The following is an 18,124-nucleotide window of genomic DNA, read 5'->3' as shown; positions in this document are numbered from 1 at the left end:
GACAGAAGTGGTCAGGTCGTTTCATGTGAGGGCCCTCACGCCGGGTCAGCAGCCGAGACCGTGCTGGTACAACCCGTGATCCGACCACGACAAGATCCGCCACGGCTCGAAGTCGGACTGCCGCACCAGCACGAAGGTCTTCGCGCGGTTGTCCGGGCAGGTCGCCGTGCTGTCGCCCCACAGGGCATCCATCTCGACCGCTTGGGCATATCCCGCGACCGCAGTGACGCGCTGGCCGTTCGGCAGCACATCGCCCTTGCCCGGTGAGATGAAGACCGGGTTCACGTCTGCGACCCCGGACGGTTGTCCGTGGACCCAGAGGTCATCAGCCCGAGGGTCGCCCGCGTTGACCAGGTCCGCCCAGGTGAACAGCACCTGCTCCACCGATGTCGCCGGTGCGGGAAGTTCGAGCGTCGTGCTCCCGGTTGCGACCATCTTCGCGAGAATCGCAGCCGCCTCGCCCTGGGGCTTCCAGATCCGGAAGTCGTCCCCGCTCCCGACTTCGAAACTGCCGCAATCGCCGTAGAGCACATAGCGGTCTCCCCAGGCGGTCTCCCCCACGATGCGGTAGTTCACCGAGCCTTTCCCGCAGTCCCTCCTGACCGAACCCTGGGACGTGTCGCTCCTCATCCTGTCCAGCACCAGCCGGAGGTCCTGGGGGTCGAACGCGTCCTCCTGGGTCGGCTGTTGGGAGAAGAGATTCCCGTCCCAGCACAGCACCGCAGAGGTGAGGCTGGGGACGTCTCCCTGGTCGAGCTGGCTCCTCCCGTCCCCGAGATGGTCACCACTGGCACAGCTAACCGTGGTCTGGGCACCTGATGGGGGCTGCTGACCCAATCGCTGCGCGAGCAGCGCAGCGTTGAACTGCTTGAAGATTGCAACCGCGTCCTGGGCGAGGCCGCGGACCTGGCCGTTGCCGATCGACACGCCGCCAGGGCAGCCTCGATCAACGGTGACGCCTTCCGTGTGCCCATCCGGATAGGAGAACACGAACGAGAGACGCCTTCCTTCGATGAGGGCCAAGTTGCAAGCAACGCCCGAGGGAGGTTTCTGCGGCCCGACCGCGCGGACGCTTGAGGCGAGATCGTCAGCCGCCTGTCCGACCAGGGCGTCCACGGGCGACTGGTATCCGCGGTCAGAGCCACAGAGACGTACGGCGATGGGGCCGTTGCTGAGCCGGCCCGGCGTACTGCTGAGTGACTGCGGCGCAGCTGGTTGCTGCTGGACCGGCGGGCACGCGAACTCCTTCAGCTGCGGTGCCGGCTCCACCCGCTGGTGGGAGCTCTGGGCGAGCCCGACCGGGATACCGATGGCGATGGCGACCGCGGCCATGCTGACGCCGGCCACGTAGCGGTTGCGTCGCCGCCGGGCCCACGTCCGGGCTGCCTCGGCGCGGTCCCCTGCCGGAGACGCCTCGGGCACGGCATCGGTCAGCAGTTGGCGCAGCTCGCTCTCGCTCACGCGTCCTCCTCGGTCAGTGCGCGGGACGCCCGCAGGGCCACCAGCGCTCGCGCGGTCTGGCTCTTGACGGTGCCGATGGTGCAGCCGAGGACGTCCGCGGTCTGCTGCTCGGTCAGGTCGTCGAAGTAGCGGAGCACGACGACGGCCCTTTGTCCCTTGGGCAGGGTCGCGAGGGCCGAGATCAGGTCGGTGCGGGCATCGACATCCGCAGCGACGGTCGCGGACTCCGGCAACGTCGCAGTGGCCACTTCGCCGTTCCATCGGCGCCGCCACCAAGCGGTGTAGGTCGTGAACATCGTTCGGCGTACGTACGCCTCGAAGGAGCCGTTAGCGCTGACCCGCTCGAACTTCGGCCAACACTTGCCGAGCGCGGTCTGGACCAGGTCCTCGGCCCGATGAGCATCGCCGGTGAGCAGCCAGGCACTGCGCCACAGCGCGTCACCGCGCTCGGCGACGAAAGCGTCGAAATCGGCCGTGCTCACGTGCTGGACCACCACCGTTCCGCTCATCGACGCCTCCTCACCTGGAGAAAGCGGTTGAACCACTCAGATGGTTGTCACAGCGAGTTGGTTGCCTCGGCCGCCTTCTTCAGGTCGCGGACCATGGCGTCCGGGTCGGCCGCGGAGAAGACTGCGGAACCCGCCACGAAGACGTCGGCGCCGGCCTCGGCGCAGCGCTCGATGGTGTCCAGGGAGACTCCCCCGTCGACCTGGAGCCAGACCTCGAGGCCGGCGGCCGAGATCAGCTCGCGGGCGCGGCGGATCTTCGGCAGGCACACGTCGAGGAACTTCTGGCCGCCGAAGCCTGGCTCGACGGTCATGATCAGCAGCATGTCGAGCTCGCCGAGCATGTCGGCGTACTGCTCGATCCCGGTGGCGGGCTTGAGCGCCATCGACGCGCGGGCGCCCTTGGCGCGCAGCTCGCGGGCGAGCCGCACCGGAGCCTTGGCGGCCTCGGCGTGGAAGGTCACCGACTTCGCCCCGGCCTCGGCGTACGCCGGAGCCCAGCGGTCGGGGTCCTCGATCATCAGGTGGGCATCCAGCGGGAGGTCGGTGTTCTTCACCAGCGACTCGAACACCGGGACGCCGATGGTCAGGTTCGGCACGAAGTGGCCGTCCATCACGTCCACGTGCACCCAGTCCGAGCTGGGGATGCGGGCGACCTCGTCCGCGAGGCGGGAGAGGTCGGCGTTCAGGACGCTGGGCGTGATCTGGATTCCCATGAGGGCTCTGATCCTAGTGGCCGCGGACGCGCGGCCCGGTCAGGCGACGAAGATGCAGAACGGGTGCCCCGCCGGGTCGGCGAGGACGTAGAGCGGCTCGTCCGGGTTGTCCGTGCGGTCGAGCACCAGACGCGCACCGAGGGCGAGCGCCCGGTCGCGGTGGCGTTCCAGCTCGGCCACGTCGGGGACGGTGTAGTCGACGTGCAGCTGCATCGGAACGTCGTGCTCGGGCCAGGTGGTCGGCTCCAGCCGGTCGACCAGCTGGAACGCGAGTCGCCGTCGGCCGTCCTCGCCCACCAGCACCAGCCAGTCCTCGTCGTCCGGACCGTCGAGCGGCGGCTCGTCACCGGGCCGGTACTGCAGGCCGAGGAACTCCCGGTAGAACTCGGCCAGGCCGCGGACGTCGGTCGTGTCGAGCACCGTGTGCAGAAGCTGCGGGTACGCCATGCCCGCCACGCTAGCCCTGCGGTACGACCCCTCAGGTGCGGCGCAGCAGGGCGACGAACATCGCGTCGGTGCCGTGCCGGTGCGGCCAGAGCTGGACCGCGCCGGGCAGGTGAGCGCTCTCGGCGTCCGCGATGCCTTCCAGGTACGACGTGGCTGGCACGAGCTCCGCGTCGGGGCGTCGGGCCAGAACCTCCTGCACGACGCCGGCGGTCTCCGCGACGACCGGAGAGCAGGTCGCGTACGCGACGACGCCACCCGGGCGCAGCGCACCGACCGCCGAGTCGAGCAGGCTCACCTGGAGCGGCACGAGCTCGGTGACATCGGCTTCCGTGCGGCGCCAACGGCTCTCCGGGCGGCGGCGTAGCGCACCGAGTCCGGAGCACGGCGCATCGACCAGCACCCGGTCGAACGAGCTCTCGGCCCAGGCGGGTCGGGTCCCGTCCCCCGCAATGACACCGGCGAGTCCGGCCCGGGCAGCGCGGGCACCCTGGGCGACGAGCGTGGCGCGGTGCGGCTGTCGTTCGTTCGCGAGAACCCGGGCGCCGCGCTCCGCTGCGATGGCGGCCAGCAGCGCGGCCTTGCCCCCGGGGCCGGCGCAGACGTCGAGCCAGCGCTCGTCGCGGCCGTCGACCTCGGCACGCGCGAGCAGCAGCGCGACCAGCTGCGATCCGGCGTCCTGGACCCCGGCACGGCCCTCTCGGACCGCGGGGATCGCTCCCGGGTCTCCGCCTTCCAGCTGCACCGCGTACGGCGAGACGGGGTGGGGAGCGCCGCCCAGCTCGGCCGGGTCGCACAACCCGGGGCGGGCGACCAGCACCACGCCCGGGCGCTCGTTGTCGGCGGCGAGCAGCGCGTCGAGCTCCTCCGGGCGGGCGAGGGCCTCGGCCAGGGCATCCAGGATCCACTGCGGGTGGGACGTCCGCGCCGCCAACGACCGATTCGTGAGCCAGTCGTCGAGCGACCGCTCGCTCACCCTGCGCAGCACCGCGTTGACGAGGCCAGCCGGCCGGTGACCGATCCGGTCCTTGACCAGGTCCACAGTGGTCGCGACCGCGGCGTGGGTCGGCACCCGCATGGAGAGCAGCTGGTGGGCGCCCAGCCGCAGGGCGTCGCGTACCGGCGGGTCGAGCTTCCCCTTCGCCAGCCGGTCGAGGACGTCGTCGTAGCTGCCCTGGAGCCGCAGGGTGCCGCCGACCAGCTCGGTGGCCAGCGCGGCGTCGCGGCCGTCAAGACGGTGCTCGCGCAGCAACCGGGACAGCTCGAGGTTGGCGTAGGCGTCCTTCTCCGCCACGGCCCGGATCACGTCGAAGGCGACCAGGCGGGCCCCGTCGACCTTAGGCACCGGAACCTTCGGCATCGAACGTCTTCACCAGGGACTTCGGCGCGCACGCCCGCCACGCCTCGGTCAGCACCTCGGCCAGCTCGTCGCGGGTGATCTCGCCGAGCCGGGAGAGCTGGACCAGCACGGCGTTGTAGCCCTTGAAGTGGTCGATGGTGAAGAACGGTCCGTCGTCCTCGACCAGCGCCTGCTTGTCGTCCGCGTTGGCGGTGCGGATCACCAGGAGGTCGTCGTACTCGGCGCCCGTTGCCGGGTCGACCGCGTCGTGGCGCGGCGTGCGGTACAGGACGAACCCGCGGCCCTTGTCGACGCCGTCGCGGACCCGGTGCGGGACCAGCCAGGTGGGCACGTCGCCCCAGCTGGTGCCGAACCAGTTCTCGGGAAGGTCGCCGCAGATCGCGTCCACGTCCTTCGCGCTCGCCTTGCGCGCCATCAGGCCATCATTCCTCGCCTAGCACCGTGCCGGGCTCGATCTGGACGCCGCGGGCCCAGTCGGCGGCCGGCATCTGCTTCTTGCCGAACGCCTTGACCTCGCCCAGACGGACCGGTGCGGTGGCCGTGCCGACGTACACGTCGTTCTTGGTGACCTCGAGCAGGCCGGGTGCGATCGGGTCCCGGTCGGTGATCCGAACCGGGCCGACCTTCATCCGCTCGCCCTCGAACGTGGTCCAGGCACCGGGCGCCGGGGTGCACCCGCGGATCCGGCGGTCGATGCCGAGCGCCGGGTCGTCCCAGTCGATGCGGCCGTGCTCGACCAGGATCTTCGGCGCGAAGGTGATCCCCTCCGCCGGCTGCTCACGGGCCTCGATGCTGCCGTTCTCGATCCCGTCCAGGGTCGCGACCAGCAGTCCGGCACCGCCCTCGGCGAGCTTCACGAGCAGGGTGCCCGCGGTGTCGTCGTCGTGGATCAGCTGGGTCATCAGCCCAAAGGTCGGCCCGGCGTCCAGCTCGGAGACGATCCGGAAGGTGGTCGCGCCGGTGACCTCGTCGCCGGCCATGATCGCGTGCTGCACCGGGGCAGCACCCCGCCACTGCGGCAGCACCGAGAAGTGCAGGTTCACCCAGCCATGGGTGGGGATGTCGAGGGCCGACTGCGGCAGCAGCGCCCCGTACGCGACGACCGGGCAGCAGTCCGGCCGAAGGGCCTTGAGCGCCTCCTGGAACTCCGGGTCGCGCGGGTGGTCCGGCTTGAGCACCGGCACCCCGAGCTCCTCGGCGAGCTGCGCGACCGGTGAGGCGACCAGCTTGCGGCCGCGCCCGGCCGGGGCGTCGGGCCGGGTCACCACCCCGACCAGCTCGTGCGGGCTGTCGGCGATCGCCTGGAGGGCGGGCAGCGCGGGTTCGGGCGTCCCGGCGAAGACGACCCGCATCAGAAGCCGAAGCCGTTGGTCGCGTGCGGGGAGACCTTGACCTGGGTATCCGGGCCGAACCACTCCGACTCGCGGATGATCTTCATCGCGGCCTTGCGGGACTCCTGGCTGAGCCGGTCGATGAACAGGATCCCGTCGAGGTGGTCGGTCTCGTGCTGGATCGCGCGGGCCAGCAGGTCCGAACCCTCGATGGTGACCGGGTCGCCGTGCATGTTGAAGCCGGCCGCGACGACGGACTGGGCCCGGACGCAGTCGATGGAGAGCTCCGGGATCGACAGGCAGCCCTCCGGTCCGTCCTGGGTCAGGTCGGACAGCGTCAGCACCGGGTTGATCAGGTGGCCGACCTGCCCCTCGACGTTCCAGGTGAAGACCCGCAGACCCACGCCGATCTGCGGAGCGGCCAGCCCCGCGCCGGGGGCGTCCAGCATCGTGTCGGTCAGGTCGGCGACCAGGGTCTGGATCTCCTTGTCGAAGGAGGTCACCGCGGCCGCGGGCGTGCGGAGCACCGGGTCGCCAAACAACCGGATCGGCCTGATGGACACTCGTTCTCCTTCACTCCTGGACCGGACGAGTCTAGAGGCCGGCTCCGACTAGCCGAGGGTCACGGGGTCGACGTCCACCCGCAGGTGCTGCTCCTTGCGGGCCGACCGGCTCGCCTGCAGCGCGACCAGGGCCGCGGAGAGCTGGGCGCCCGCGGTGCGCGGGACCCGGACGACGTAGCGCTGCTCCTCGCTCCCGTCCCCCACCTCGACCGGACCGAGCACCTCGGCACCGGCCGGCAGCTGGAGCACGGCCAGGGCTCCCTCGAGCAGCTCGGCGGGCCCGGTCAGGGTCGCGACCCGGGACGCGGGCGGCAGGTGTGCCTCCTGGCGCTCGGCGATCTCGCGTTGGGCGAAACCGGCCGGGTCCCAGCGGACCAGCGCTTGCAACGAGCCGCGGGCGGGGTCACCCACGGCGACCACGCGGCCGGGCCGGTCGGCGGTGGAACCGACCAGCGCTGCCGCGTTCAGCCAGCGTCGGAGCGCCTCCTCCTCGGCGCGCAGGTCCGATCGCGCGAGCAGAAGCCAGGTGTCCAGCAGGACCACGGCCGCGTAGCCGCCCTCGGCTGGGGGCTCGGCGCCGGGGGTCGCCACCACGATCCCCGGGCGGGCCCTGACCCGATCGATGATCCGCTCGGCGCTCGAGGTCTGCACCGGAATCGAGGGGAACGCCCGTCCCAGCTCCTCGGCGGTGCGGCGGTCACCGAGAACCGGCGCCCGCAGGCCGCGCCCGCCGCACTCGGGGCAGCTCCAGCCGGTCGCGACCGTCCCGCACCAGGTGCAGCTCGGCGGCGCCTGGGCGGCACCGATGCGGAGCGGGCCGTGGCACGCCGGGCACGACGCCGGCGTCCGGCAGCTCTCGCACGCCAGTCGGGTGGCGTAGCCGGCGCGCGGCGTCTGCACCAGGACCGGCCCGACGGTCAGCGCCTCGCGCAGGACCTCGAAGACCTCCTTGGGCAGCCGGCTGCTGCGGGCGCGCGGGTCCCGGGCGAGGTCGAGGTCGGAGTCGCCGGTGACGCTCACGGCTGCCCGGCGGCGGACCTCGTCCCGCGGCAGGGCGACCGAGGTGGCCCAGGCGCTCCGAACCAGGTACTCAGCCTCCACGCTGCGAGCGTGGGCAGCCAGCAGGACGGCGGTCTCGGCCCGCTGGGCGCGCAGCAGCAGCACCTCGCGCGTGTGCGGGTACGGCGCCCGCGGCTCGGCGTACAGGTCGTCGCCGTCGTCCCAGATCGCGACCAGGCCGAGGTCGTGCACCGGGGCGAACGCGGCGGCCCGGGTCCCGATCACGATCCGCACCGCTCCGCGCGCGACAGCGAGGAACGCGGCGTACCGCTTGGCCGGACCCGCGTCCGCGGTCAGCACGACGTGCCGGCCCTTCCCGAGCCGTTGCACCAGGGCCTTGTCCAGGCGAGCGACGTCGCGGACGTCGGGCAGGCACACCAGTGCGCCGCGGCCGGCCGACGCCGTTGCCACGGCCGCGTCGGCGAGCAGCTCGATGCCGTCGTCGCCCGGGCCCACCGTCCAGACGAGACGTGGGCTCTCCCCCGCCGCCAGCCCGGCCAGCGCAGCCGAGCCCTCGTACGTCGACCACGCCGCCAGGTCCGGGGGCGGGACGGTCCCCGCGGGAACGCTGTCGGCTTTCTCGGTGGTCGCGTGCCGGGCGGGCACGGCCAGGCGCAGGACGTCGGAGCGGGTGCCGGCGTAGCGCGCCGCGACGTCACCGACGAGCTCGGCGATCTCGGGCGCGAGCACCGGCTCCGCCGAGACGGCCCGGCGCAACGGCTGCAACCGTCCCGGGTGCTCGCTCTCCGCGATCCGGGCCAGCACGAACCCGTCCACCGCTTGACCGGCGAACGGCACCTTCACCCGCGTGCCCGGCAGGGCTGTGTCGGCCATCGTCGCCGGCACCGCGTAGTCGAACGGCCGGTCCAGGTGGGCCAGCGGCAGGTCGACGAGCACCTGGGCCACCGGATCCACCGCGGCCCGCTCGAAGAGCTTCTTCTCGACCGGGGGCTTGGCCTTGCGCGCCTCGGCGCGCGCGATCCCCGGCAGCGAGAGCTGGTCGTCTGGGTCGGGCACGCGCACCATCCAACCAGCCGCCCTCGACATGCAACGAGCCCTCCCGACCGCTGTGGTCGGGAGGGCTCGTCAGCAGCCTGTTGATCAGATGCCGGCAGCGGCCTTCAGGGCGTCGGCCCGGTCGGTGCGCTCCCAGTAGAACTCCGGGAGCTCGCGGCCGAAGTGACCGTACGCCGCGGTCTTGGCGTAGATCGGGCGCTTCAGGTCCAGGTCGCGCACGATCGCGGCCGGGCGCAGGTCGAAGACCTCGAGAACGGCCTTCTGGATCGCCTCGTCGGAGATCACGCCGGTGCCGAACGTCTGGATGAAGACGCCCACCGGGGCGGCCTTGCCGATCGCGTAGGCGACCTGCGCCTCGCAACGGGTGGCCAGGCCGGCCGCGACGACGTTCTTGGCGACCCAGCGCATCGCGTACGCGGCCGAGCGGTCGACCTTGGACGGGTCCTTGCCGGAGAACGCGCCGCCACCGTGACGGGCCATGCCGCCGTAGGTGTCGACGATGATCTTGCGACCGGTCAGACCGGCGTCACCCATCGGGCCGCCGACCACGAAGTTGCCGGTCGGGTTCACCAGGAGGCGGTAGCCCTCCGACGGGATGTCGAAGGTCTCCAGGATCGGGTCGATCACGTGCTTCTTGATGTCCGGGGCCAGCGTGTTCTCGAGGTCGATGCCCTCGGCGTGCTGAGTGGAGAGGACCACGGTGTCGACGCGGACCGGGCGGTCGTTCTCGTCGTACTCGACGGTGACCTGGGTCTTGCCGTCGGGGCGCAGGTAGTCCAGCGTGCCGTTCTTGCGGACCTCGGTCAGCTTCTCGGAGAGGCGCTGGGCCATCGAGATCGGCAGCGGCATCAGCTCGGCGGTGTCGTCGCAGGCGTAGCCGAACATGAGGCCCTGGTCACCGGCGCCCTGGCTGTCGAGCTCGTCGCCGGAACCGTCGACGCGGGCCTCGAAGCCCTTGTCCACGCCCTGGGCGATGTCCGGGGACTGCGCGCCGATGGCGATCTGGACGCCGCAGGACGCGCCATCGAAGCCCTTCTCGGAGGCGTCGTAGCCGATGTCCAGGATCTTCGCGCGCACCAGCTGGGCGATCGGGGCGTAGGTCTTGGTGGTCACCTCGCCGGCGACGACGACCAGGCCCGTGGTGATCAGCGTCTCGACGGCGACACGGCTGTGCGGGTCGTCGGTCAGCAGTGCGTCCAGCACGGTGTCGCTGATCTGGTCGGCGATCTTGTCCGGGTGACCTTCGGTCACGGACTCCGAGGTGAACAGGCGTCCAGTCACTTCAAATTCTCCTGAAAGGGGGGTTACCGGGCCGGATCTCGGCCGGTGCGTACATGGTCGGGCGTTTGTCGCCCGATTTTGGTCAGATTAACGAAACGTCCTCATGGTGAGACGCATGTCTCAGATGTTCCCCCGTGAACTTCTCAACGAGACCGTAGCAAATCGGTCACGCGGTCCCAGATCACCTGTGCCAGTGCGCTTTTCGTGCCGTGCGGGACGGGCGTCGCGGTGCCGTCGGCACCCAGCACCACGGCCTCGTTGTCCTCGGAACCGAAGACCTTGCCACCACCGACGTCGTTGACCACGAGCAGGTCGCAGCCCTTGCGGGCGAGCTTGGCCCGGGCGTGGTCCATCACGGTGCCGTTGGCATCCCCGGTCTCGGCGGCGAAGCCCACCACGACCAGGCCGGGGTTCGGCCGGTCGGTGACCAGTCCCTTGAGGATGTCGGGGTTCTGGGTCAGCTCCACGACCGGGGCGCTGCCGTCCTCGGACTTCTTGATCTTCGACTCCGCGAGCGACGTCGGACGGAAGTCGGCGGGCGCTGCAGCCATCACCACGACGTCCGCGGTGCGGCTCGCAGCGACCACGGCCTCCTGCATCTCGGCGGTGGTGACCACCCTGACGACCTTGACCCCGGCCGGGTCGGGCAGGCTCACGTTCGCCGCGACCAGGGTGACCTCGGCTCCGCGCGACGCCGCGGTCCGGGCCAACGCGTAGCCCTGCAGGCCCGAGGACCGGTTGCCGAGGAACCGCACCGGGTCGAGGAACTCGCGGGTGCCGCCGGCGGAGACGACCACGTGCTTCCCGGCGAGGTCGCGGACGCCGATGCCGCCGCGGGCGAGCACGTCGGTGGCGACGGCGAAGATCTCCGCCGGGTCGGGCAGCCGGCCCTTGCCGGTGTCCGCACCGGTCAGGCGGCCCTCGGCCGGCTCGATGACCAGCGCGCCACGCTCGCGGAGCGTGGCCACGTTCGCCTGGGTGGCCGGGTGCTCCCACATCTCGGTGTGCATCGCCGGGGCGAACACCACCGGGCAGCGCGCGGTGAGCAGGGTGTTGCTGAGCAGGTCGTCGGCCAGCCCTTGGGCAGCCTTGGCCAGCGTGTTGGCAGTGGCGGGAGCCACCACGACCAGGTCGGCGGTCTGCCCGATCCGCACGTGCGGCACCTCGTGGACGTCGGTCCACACCTCGGTGCTCACCGGCTTGCCGGACAGCGCGGCCCAGGTCGGGGCGCCGACGAACTCGAGCGCTGCCGCCGTCGGGACGACGGTGACGTCGTGACCGGACTCGGTGAACCGGCGCAGCAGCTCGCAGGCCTTGTACGCAGCGATCCCGCCGCTCACGCCGAGGACGACGTGAGGGCGGGACCGGTCAGCAGGGGTGGTGACCATCAGGTCACTCGGCCGCAGCCTCCGCTGCAGCCTCTTCAGGGTCGATGTCCTCGCAGACCAGCAGGTCCTCGTTGATCTCGCGCATGGCGATGGACAGCGGCTTCTCCTGGACGTGGGTGTCCACCAGCGGGCCGACGTACTCCAGCAGGCCCTCGCCGAGCTGGGAGTAGTAGGCGTTGATCTGCCGAGCACGCTTGGCGCTGTAGAGCACCAGCTTGTACTTGGAGTCGGTCTTGGTCAGCAGGTCGTCGATCGGGGGGTTGGTGATCCCGAGGGCGACGGGCTGGTTGCCGGACACGCTCATTCGAGCCTCTCAGACGGGGTTGGCAGGCGGGGTCCCGGGCGGATTCGCCTCAGGACCGCATCAACTCTATCAATTCTTCCGCCGCAGCGGGAATCGTGTGGTTCACGACCACTGCGTCGAACTCCGGTTCCGCGGCCAGCTCGGCCCGCGCGGTCTCCAGGCGGCGCTCCCGCTCGGCCTCGTCCTCGGTCCCGCGGCCGACCAGGCGGCGCACCAGCTCCTCCCAGCTGGGCGGGGCCAGGAAGACGAAACGGGCCTCGGGCATCCGCTCACGGACCTGACGAGCACCCTGGAGGTCGATCTCCAGCAGCGCCGGCCGACCCTCGGCCAGGGCCTCGAGCACCGGACCGCGCGGCGTCCCGTAACGGGCCTGCTTGTGCACCACTGCCCACTCCAGCAGGTCGTCGGAGGCGACCATCGCGTCGAACCTCGCGTCGTCGACGAAGTGGTAGTGCACGCCGTCGACCTCGCCGGGCCGCTGCTTGCGGGTGGTCGCCGAGACCGAGATCCAGATCTCCGGGTGGTTCTCGCGGAGCCAGGACGTCACCGCCCCCTTGCCGACCGCGGTCGGGCCGGCGAGAACCGTCAGCCGGGTCGGCGAACCAACCTCGCTCCGGGCATCGCTCACTGGTCGGGGAACTCTGCCACCAGCGCCGCGACCTGCTTGGCGCCGAGGCCGCGCACGCGCCGGCTCTCCGAGATCTTCAGCCGCTCCATCACCTGGGCGGCACGGACCTTGCCCAGGCCCGGCATCGACTGCAGCAGCTCGCTGACCCGCATCTTGCCGATGACCTCGTTGTTCTCCCCCTCGGCCAGCACCTCGGCGATGGAGGCGCCCGAGTGCTTCAGCCGGTTCTTCACCGCGGCCCGCTCCCGTCGCGACGCCGCAGCCTTCTCCAGGGCCGCCTGGCGTTGTTCGGGGGTGAGCGGTGGCAGTGCCACGGAGGACCTCTTTCAGACTTCTGGAGAGCGCATCGGGTGTGCAGGAGAATCTAAGGCGTGCCGCGCGCTGGCTGCAACGCGGGGGTTTAACCAATCGCGTTAGCTCGCGTGAGAATCAGCCGAACGGCTGATCCGCAGGCCGTTCTACAGGCCCAGCTGGAGCTTGCAGACGTCCTTGGCCTGCTGCTCGATGCCGCTGGCCGCGGTGACGACGTCGTCGTCGGAGAGCTGGTCGGCTGCCTGCGCGATCGCGGTCCGCGCCGCCGCAGACGTCCCGGCCGGCGGCTTGCCGTCGACGAAGTCGCTCGGCTTCAGTCCGGCGGCCTTGATCGCATCGCGCAGCGATTCCAGCGAGGTCGTGAAGGTCTGCCACTCGTCGTCGAGGTCGTCGGGCGACTTCTGCTCGAGCTTCAGGAGCTTCGGGAGGTTGGTGATCAGCGCGACCCCGGTGCCGTCGTCGGCGAAGATCGTCTGGTCGCTCTTCAGCGCGGCGCAGTAGGCGTCCTCGCTGTTGCCACCGCAGCCGGTGGGCAGCAGCACGAGGACCGCTGCCAGGGCCAGGAGACGCGCCTTCACGTACCTCATCGAACCAGGGCGGCGAAGGACGCGGCGGTCGACTCCACAGCCGCCCGCAGCGCAGCGGTGTCCGGGCCGGCCCCGAGGATCTCCCGCGAGCTCGACGGGAGCACCAGGTGCAGGACCCCGTCGAAGATCCGCCGTACGTCGTCCGCGGTGCCTCCCTGGGCGCCGATCCCGGGCACCAGCAGCGGGCCGTTGATGTCCAGGGCGACCGTCGGGTCCTCGATGGTCGCGCCGACCACGGCCCCGAACGACCCCAACGGGGACTCCCCCGTATTCGCGTCCCGGAGCGAGTCCAGCACGGTCTGGGCCACGGTCCGGCCGTCGGCCCCGCTCGCGTGCTGGAACTGCGGGCCCTCGGGGTTGGAGGTCAGCGCCAGCACGAAGACCCCGGCATCGTTCTTGCGTGCGGTCTCGATCATCGGGTCCAGGCTGCCGAAGCCCAGGTAGGGGCTGGCGGTGATCGCGTCGGCCGCGATCGGGGACGACTGGTCCAGGTAGGCGTCGGCGTAGGCCTGGGCGGTCGAGCCGATGTCGCCGCGCTTCACGTCCAGCACGACCAGCGCGCCGGCTTCCCGGCAGATGCGGATGGTCTCCTCCAGCACCGCCACGCCGGCCGCACCGAAGCGCTCGAAGAACGCCGACTGCGGTTTCACGGCAGCGGTCACCGGGCCGAGCGCCTCCGCGGCACCGAGGGCGAAGGAGCGCAGTCCCTCGACCGTCTCCGGCAGGCCCCAGGCGGTGAGCAGGCCGGCGTGCGGGTCGATCCCCGCGCACAGCGGTCCGCGCTCGTCCATGGCGCTGCGCAGCCGTGCTCCGAACGTGCTCATCTCCGCTGCTCCTTCGCGATCGCGGCATTCACCTTCCGGGGCCAGAACGGGCCCTCGTAGATGAACGCGGTGTAGGCCTGGAGCAGGTCCGCCCCGGCCGCCAGACGCTCCACGGCGTCCTCGGCGCTGGCGATGCCGCCCACGCCGATCAGGGTCATGTCCCCCGGCACCTGGCTTCGCAGCAGCCGCAGCACCTCGAGCGAGCGCTTGCGCAGCGGCTCCCCGGAGAGTCCCCCGGCCCCGGCGCGCTCGATCTCGGTCGCCGAGGACGCCAGACCGTCGCGGCTGATCGTGGTGTTGGTGGCGACGATGCCGTCCAGCCCGATGGAGGTCGCCAGGTCCGCCACGGCGAGCACGTCCTCGTCGGAGAGGTCCGGGGCGATCTTGACCAGCAGCGGGACGCGCGCCTCGGTCACCTCGTCCGCCCGGCGGCGTACCGCGGTCAGCAACGGCTCGAGCTTGGCCACCGCCTGCAGGTCGCGCAGGCCCGGGGTGTTGGGCGAGGAGACGTTCACGACCAGGTAGTCGGCGTACGGGGCGAGCAGCGTGGTGCTCTTCTCGTAGTCGCCGATCGCGGCGTCCTCGGGCACCACTTTCGTCTTGCCGATGTTGACCCCGACGACCGGGCCGCGACCCGGCTGCGCCCGCTTGGCGCGCGCCGCGAGCCGCTGGGCGACGACCTCGGCGCCGTCGTTGTTGAAGCCCATCCGGTTGACCACGGCGCGGTCCTGCGGCAGTCGCAGCAACCGCGGCTTCGGGTTGCCCGGCTGCGGCTCCCCGGTCACGGTGCCGATCTCCACGAACCCGAACCCGAGCGCGGCCAGGGCGTCGATCCCGACGGCGTTCTTGTCGAACCCGGCTGCCAGGCCGAGCACGCCGGGGAAGTCCAGGCCCATCGTCCGGACGCCTGCGCGCTTGGGCAGCACCCGCTCGGCCCCCCGCAGGCCGGCACCGGCGGCACGGATGCCCGCGAAGGCGGCGTGGTGGGCCTGCTCCGGGTCGACCCGCGTGAGCACCTTGTCGAAAAGGAACCGGTAGGGACCCGTCATGCGTTGCCTGCCGCCCAGTCCTGCAGCGACCGGACCCCGATCGACCCGGACCGGATCGCCGCGATGCCCTGCACCGCGGCGGCGAGGCCCTGGATGGTGGTGATGCACGGCGTGCCGGTGAGCACCGCGGCCGAGCGGATCTCGTAGCCGTCGATCCGGGAGTCGCCGCCCGCGGTGGAGCCGTGCGGGGTGTTCACGATCAGGTCGATCTCCCCGTCCAGGATCATCTGCACGGTGGTCTTCTCCCCCGACGGCCCGGTGCCCTCGAAGTGCTTGCGCACCACGGTGGCCGCGATCCCGTTGCGGCGCAGCACCTCGGCGGTGCCCTGGGTGGCCAGGATCTCGAAGCCGTAGTCGGCCAGCACCCGCGCCGGGAAGATCATCGTCCGCTTGTCCCGGTTCGCGATCGAGACGAAGACCCGCCCGCTGGTCGGCAGGCTGCCGTACGCCGCGGCCTGCGACTTGCTGAACGCGGTGCCGAAGTCGGCGTCGAAGCCCATCACCTCGCCGGTCGACTTCATCTCCGGCCCGAGGACCGTGTCGACGAAGCTGCCCTCCTTGGTCCGGAAGCGGTTGAACGGCAGCACCGCCTCCTTCACCGCGATCGGGGCGTCGGCCGGCAGCGTGCCGCCGTCCCCCGTCGCCGGAAGGGCGCCGGAGGCCCGGAGCTCGGCGATCGACTCGCCGAGCATCAGCCGGGCGGCCGCCTTGGCCAGCTGGGTGCCCGTCGCCTTGGAGACGAACGGGACCGTGCGGCTGGCCCGCGGATTGGCCTCGAGGACGTAGAGGACGTCGGAGCCCAGCGCGAACTGGATGTTGATCAGCCCGCGTACGCCCACGCCCCGCGCGATCGCCTCGGTGGCCTCGCGGATCCGGCGGATCTCGGAGTCACCCAGCGTGATCGGCGGCAGCGCGCAGGAGGAGTCGCCGGAGTGGATACCGGCCTCCTCGATGTGCTCCATCACGCCGCCGAGGAACAGCTCGGTCCCGTCGTACAGGGCGTCGACATCGATCTCGACCGCGTCGTCGATGAACCGGTCCACCAGGACCGGGCGGTCCGGGCTGATCTCGGTCGCGGCGTGGATGTAGGCCTCGAGCGCGTCGTCGCTGTAGACGATCTGCATCCCCCGGCCGCCGAGCACGTACGACGGCCGCACCAGCACCGGGTAGCCGATCTCGTGGGCGATCGCGAGGGCCTCGTCGAAGGTGACCGCGGTCCCGTGCTTCGGGGCGACCAGGCCTGCCTCGGCGAGGACCCGACCGAACGCGCCCCGCTCCTCCGCGAGGTCGATCGCCTCGGGGCTGGTGCCGACGATCGGGACACCGGCGTCCTGGAGTCCCTGGGCCAGCCCGAGCGGGGTCTGACCGCCGAGGGTCGCGATGACGCCGGCGATCGGGCCGGCCGCCTTCTCCGCCTCGTAGATCTCGAGCACGTCCTCCAGAGTCAGCGGCTCGAAGTAGAGCCGGTCCGAGGTGTCGTAGTCCGTGGAGACCGTCTCCGGGTTGCAGTTGACCATGATGGTCTCGTAGCCGGCCTCGGCGAGCGCCAGCGAGGCGTGTACGCAGGAGTAGTCGAACTCGATGCCCTGGCCGATCCGGTTCGGCCCCGAGCCGAGGATGATGACCGCCTGCTTGCCCTCGGCGCGCTTCTTGACCTCGGTCTCCTCGTCGTAGGAGGAGTAGTAGTACGGCGTCTCCGCGGCGAACTCGGCCGCGCAGGTGTCGACGGTCTTGAAGACGGGGCGGACCCCGGCCGCGAGCCGGGCGGCCCGGACCTCGGCCTCGGTGAGGCCACGCAGCTGGCCCACCTGGGCGTCGGAGAACCCGTGCCGCTTCGCCAGCCGCAGCACCCGGGCGTCGAGGGCCTCGGCGGCGCCGACCTCGTCCGCGACCTCCTTGATCAGGAACAGCTGGTCGACGAACCAGGGGTCGATCTTCGTGGCGTCGTGGATCTCCTGCTGCGTGGCACCGGCGCGGACCGCCTGCATCAGCTTCTGCACGCGGCCGTCATGCGGCACCGCGATGGCCTCGAGCAGCGCACCCTTGTCACCGGGCTCGCCGGCCCACACGAACGGCGCAGCCTTGTTCTCCAGCGAGCGCAGCGCCTTGTTGAACGCCTCGGTGAAGTTGCGCCCGATCGCCATCGCCTCGCCCACCGACTTCATGTGCGTGGTGAGCACGGGGTCGGCGGTCGGGAACTTCTCGAAGGCGAACCGCGGCACCTTGACCACGACGTAGTCGAGCGTCGGCTCGAAGGAGGCCGGGGTCTCCGCGGTGATGTCGTTCGGGATCTCGTCGAGGGTGTAGCCCACGGCCACCTTGGCGGCGATCTTGGCGATCGGGAAGCCGGTCGCCTTCGAGGCCAGCGCGCTGGACCGGGAGACCCGCGGGTTCATCTCGATCACGATCACGCGGCCGTCGGCCGGGTTGACGGCGTACTGGATGTTGCAGCCGCCGGTGTCGACGCCGACCTCGCGGATGATCCCGATGGCCAGGTCGCGCAGGTGCTGGTACTCGCGGTCGGTCAGCGTGAGCGCCGGGGCGACGGTGATCGAGTCACCGGTGTGCACGCCCATCGGGTCGAAGTTCTCGATCGAGCAGATGATCACGACGTTGTCGGCCTTGTCGCGCATCACCTCCAGCTCGTACTCCTTCCAGCCGATGATCGACTCCTCGATGAGGACCTCGGTGGTCGGGCTGGCGGACAGGCCGGCACCGGCGATCCGGTGCAGGTCGGTCTCGTCGTAGGCGATGCCGGAGCCGAGGCCGCCCATGGTGAAGGAGGGGCGCACCACGACCGGGTAGCCGAGCTCGACGACCGCCTTCTCGACGTCGTCCATCGAGTGGCAGACGAAGCTGCGGGCGACCTCACCGCCGACCTTGTTCACGATGGCGTTGAACAGCTCGCGGTTCTCGCCGCGGTGGATGGCCTCGAAGCTGGCGCCGATCATCTCGACGTCGTACTTCTCGAGTACGCCGTTCTCGTGCAGCGCGATCGCGGTGTTCAGCGCCGTCTGGCCGCCCAGGGTCGGCAGCACCGCGTCCGGACGCTCCTTGGCGATCACCTTCTCGACGAACTCGGGCGTGATCGGCTCGACGTACGTCGCGTCGGCGAACTCCGGGTCGGTCATGATCGTGGCCGGGTTGGAGTTCACCAGGATGACCCGGATGCCCTCCTCCTTGAGCACCCGGCAGGCCTGGGTGCCCGAGTAGTCGAACTCGCAGGCCTGGCCGATGACGATCGGCCCGGAGCCGATCACCAGGATGGACTTGATGTCGTCGCGCTTCGGCACG

General features: G+C 71.1%; 18 protein-coding genes. All 18 read right to left on the bottom strand.

Annotation, left to right across the window (positions count from 1 at the left end; genetic code table 11):
- Positions 1 to 45: 45 nt before the first annotated feature.
- The 18 genes from EFL95_RS09505 to carB all read right to left on the bottom strand — a co-directional run bounded on the left by EFL95_RS09505 (position 46) and on the right by carB (position 18,123).
- Positions 46 to 1,461 (bottom strand): hypothetical protein, encoded by a 1,416-nt coding sequence (locus EFL95_RS09505; protein ID WP_123233746.1) that lies wholly within the window; start codon positions 1,459 to 1,461, stop codon positions 46 to 48.
- On the bottom strand, positions 1,458 to 1,970 hold the full coding sequence (locus EFL95_RS09500; protein ID WP_123233745.1) for a SigE family RNA polymerase sigma factor: 513 nt from the start codon (positions 1,968 to 1,970) through the stop codon (positions 1,458 to 1,460). The genes EFL95_RS09505 and EFL95_RS09500 overlap by 4 nt, the downstream gene beginning before the upstream one ends.
- Positions 1,971 to 2,017: 47 nt before the next feature.
- Complete coding sequence (rpe, locus tag EFL95_RS09495) at positions 2,018 to 2,683, bottom strand: ribulose-phosphate 3-epimerase (protein WP_123233744.1); 666 nt, start codon at positions 2,681 to 2,683, stop codon at positions 2,018 to 2,020.
- A 39-nt stretch (positions 2,684 to 2,722) separates the two neighbouring features.
- Positions 2,723 to 3,130, bottom strand: coding sequence for a VOC family protein (locus EFL95_RS09490; protein ID WP_123233743.1), 408 nt, complete (start codon positions 3,128 to 3,130; stop codon positions 2,723 to 2,725).
- Positions 3,131 to 3,161: 31 nt separating this feature from the next.
- A complete protein-coding gene (locus EFL95_RS09485) occupies positions 3,162 to 4,472 on the bottom strand; it encodes an RsmB/NOP family class I SAM-dependent RNA methyltransferase (protein WP_246004877.1) in 1,311 nt (436 codons plus the stop codon).
- The gene (locus EFL95_RS09480; RefSeq protein WP_123233741.1) at positions 4,465 to 4,902 is read right to left on the bottom strand and encodes an MmcQ/YjbR family DNA-binding protein; all 438 of its coding nucleotides are present in this window, start codon (positions 4,900 to 4,902) and stop codon (positions 4,465 to 4,467) included. The genes EFL95_RS09485 and EFL95_RS09480 overlap by 8 nt, the downstream gene beginning before the upstream one ends.
- Positions 4,903 to 4,909: 7 nt before the next feature.
- Positions 4,910 to 5,839, bottom strand: a complete 930-nt coding sequence (fmt, locus tag EFL95_RS09475) for a methionyl-tRNA formyltransferase (RefSeq protein WP_123233740.1) — start codon at positions 5,837 to 5,839, stop codon at positions 4,910 to 4,912.
- Positions 5,839 to 6,381 carry a peptide deformylase gene (gene def, locus EFL95_RS09470; RefSeq protein WP_123233739.1) on the bottom strand — a complete coding sequence of 181 codons (543 nt, stop codon included), beginning with the start codon at positions 6,379 to 6,381 and terminating at the stop codon, positions 5,839 to 5,841. Before def ends, fmt begins: the two co-directional genes overlap by 1 nt.
- 48 nt (positions 6,382 to 6,429) lie before the next feature.
- Positions 6,430 to 8,466, bottom strand: coding sequence for a primosomal protein N' (locus EFL95_RS09465; RefSeq protein ID WP_183407115.1), 2,037 nt, complete (start codon positions 8,464 to 8,466; stop codon positions 6,430 to 6,432).
- Between the two features lie 75 nt (positions 8,467 to 8,541).
- Complete coding sequence (gene metK, locus EFL95_RS09460) at positions 8,542 to 9,738, bottom strand: methionine adenosyltransferase (RefSeq protein WP_123233738.1); 1,197 nt, start codon at positions 9,736 to 9,738, stop codon at positions 8,542 to 8,544.
- Between the two features lie 143 nt (positions 9,739 to 9,881).
- The gene (coaBC, locus tag EFL95_RS09455) at positions 9,882 to 11,126 is read right to left on the bottom strand and encodes a bifunctional phosphopantothenoylcysteine decarboxylase/phosphopantothenate--cysteine ligase CoaBC (RefSeq protein ID WP_123233737.1); all 1,245 of its coding nucleotides are present in this window, start codon (positions 11,124 to 11,126) and stop codon (positions 9,882 to 9,884) included.
- A 4-nt stretch (positions 11,127 to 11,130) separates the two neighbouring features.
- Positions 11,131 to 11,424 carry a DNA-directed RNA polymerase subunit omega gene (gene rpoZ / locus EFL95_RS09450; RefSeq protein WP_281272200.1) on the bottom strand — a complete coding sequence of 98 codons (294 nt, stop codon included), beginning with the start codon at positions 11,422 to 11,424 and terminating at the stop codon, positions 11,131 to 11,133.
- Positions 11,425 to 11,479: 55 nt separating this feature from the next.
- Positions 11,480 to 12,058, bottom strand: coding sequence for a guanylate kinase (gene gmk / locus EFL95_RS19515; protein WP_183407114.1), 579 nt, complete (start codon positions 12,056 to 12,058; stop codon positions 11,480 to 11,482).
- On the bottom strand, positions 12,055 to 12,372 hold the full coding sequence (gene mihF, locus EFL95_RS19510) for an integration host factor, actinobacterial type (protein ID WP_183407113.1): 318 nt from the start codon (positions 12,370 to 12,372) through the stop codon (positions 12,055 to 12,057). Before mihF ends, gmk begins: the two co-directional genes overlap by 4 nt.
- Before the next feature lie 144 nt (positions 12,373 to 12,516).
- Positions 12,517 to 12,948 (bottom strand): hypothetical protein, encoded by a 432-nt coding sequence (locus tag EFL95_RS09440; RefSeq protein WP_123233735.1) that lies wholly within the window; start codon positions 12,946 to 12,948, stop codon positions 12,517 to 12,519.
- A 5-nt stretch (positions 12,949 to 12,953) separates the two neighbouring features.
- Positions 12,954 to 13,781, bottom strand: coding sequence for an orotidine-5'-phosphate decarboxylase (gene pyrF / locus EFL95_RS09435; protein ID WP_123233734.1), 828 nt, complete (start codon positions 13,779 to 13,781; stop codon positions 12,954 to 12,956).
- The gene (locus EFL95_RS09430; protein WP_123233733.1) at positions 13,778 to 14,830 is read right to left on the bottom strand and encodes a quinone-dependent dihydroorotate dehydrogenase; all 1,053 of its coding nucleotides are present in this window, start codon (positions 14,828 to 14,830) and stop codon (positions 13,778 to 13,780) included. Before EFL95_RS09430 ends, pyrF begins: the two co-directional genes overlap by 4 nt.
- Complete coding sequence (gene carB / locus EFL95_RS09425) at positions 14,827 to 18,123, bottom strand: carbamoyl-phosphate synthase large subunit (protein WP_123233732.1); 3,297 nt, start codon at positions 18,121 to 18,123, stop codon at positions 14,827 to 14,829. The genes EFL95_RS09430 and carB overlap by 4 nt, the downstream gene beginning before the upstream one ends.
- Position 18,124: the final 1 nt, after the last annotated feature.

Source organism: Nocardioides marmorisolisilvae (assembly GCF_003725775.1).
GTDB lineage: Bacteria > Actinomycetota > Actinomycetes > Propionibacteriales > Nocardioidaceae > Marmoricola > Marmoricola marmorisolisilvae.
This window is presented reverse-complemented; position numbering and strand designations above follow the sequence as displayed.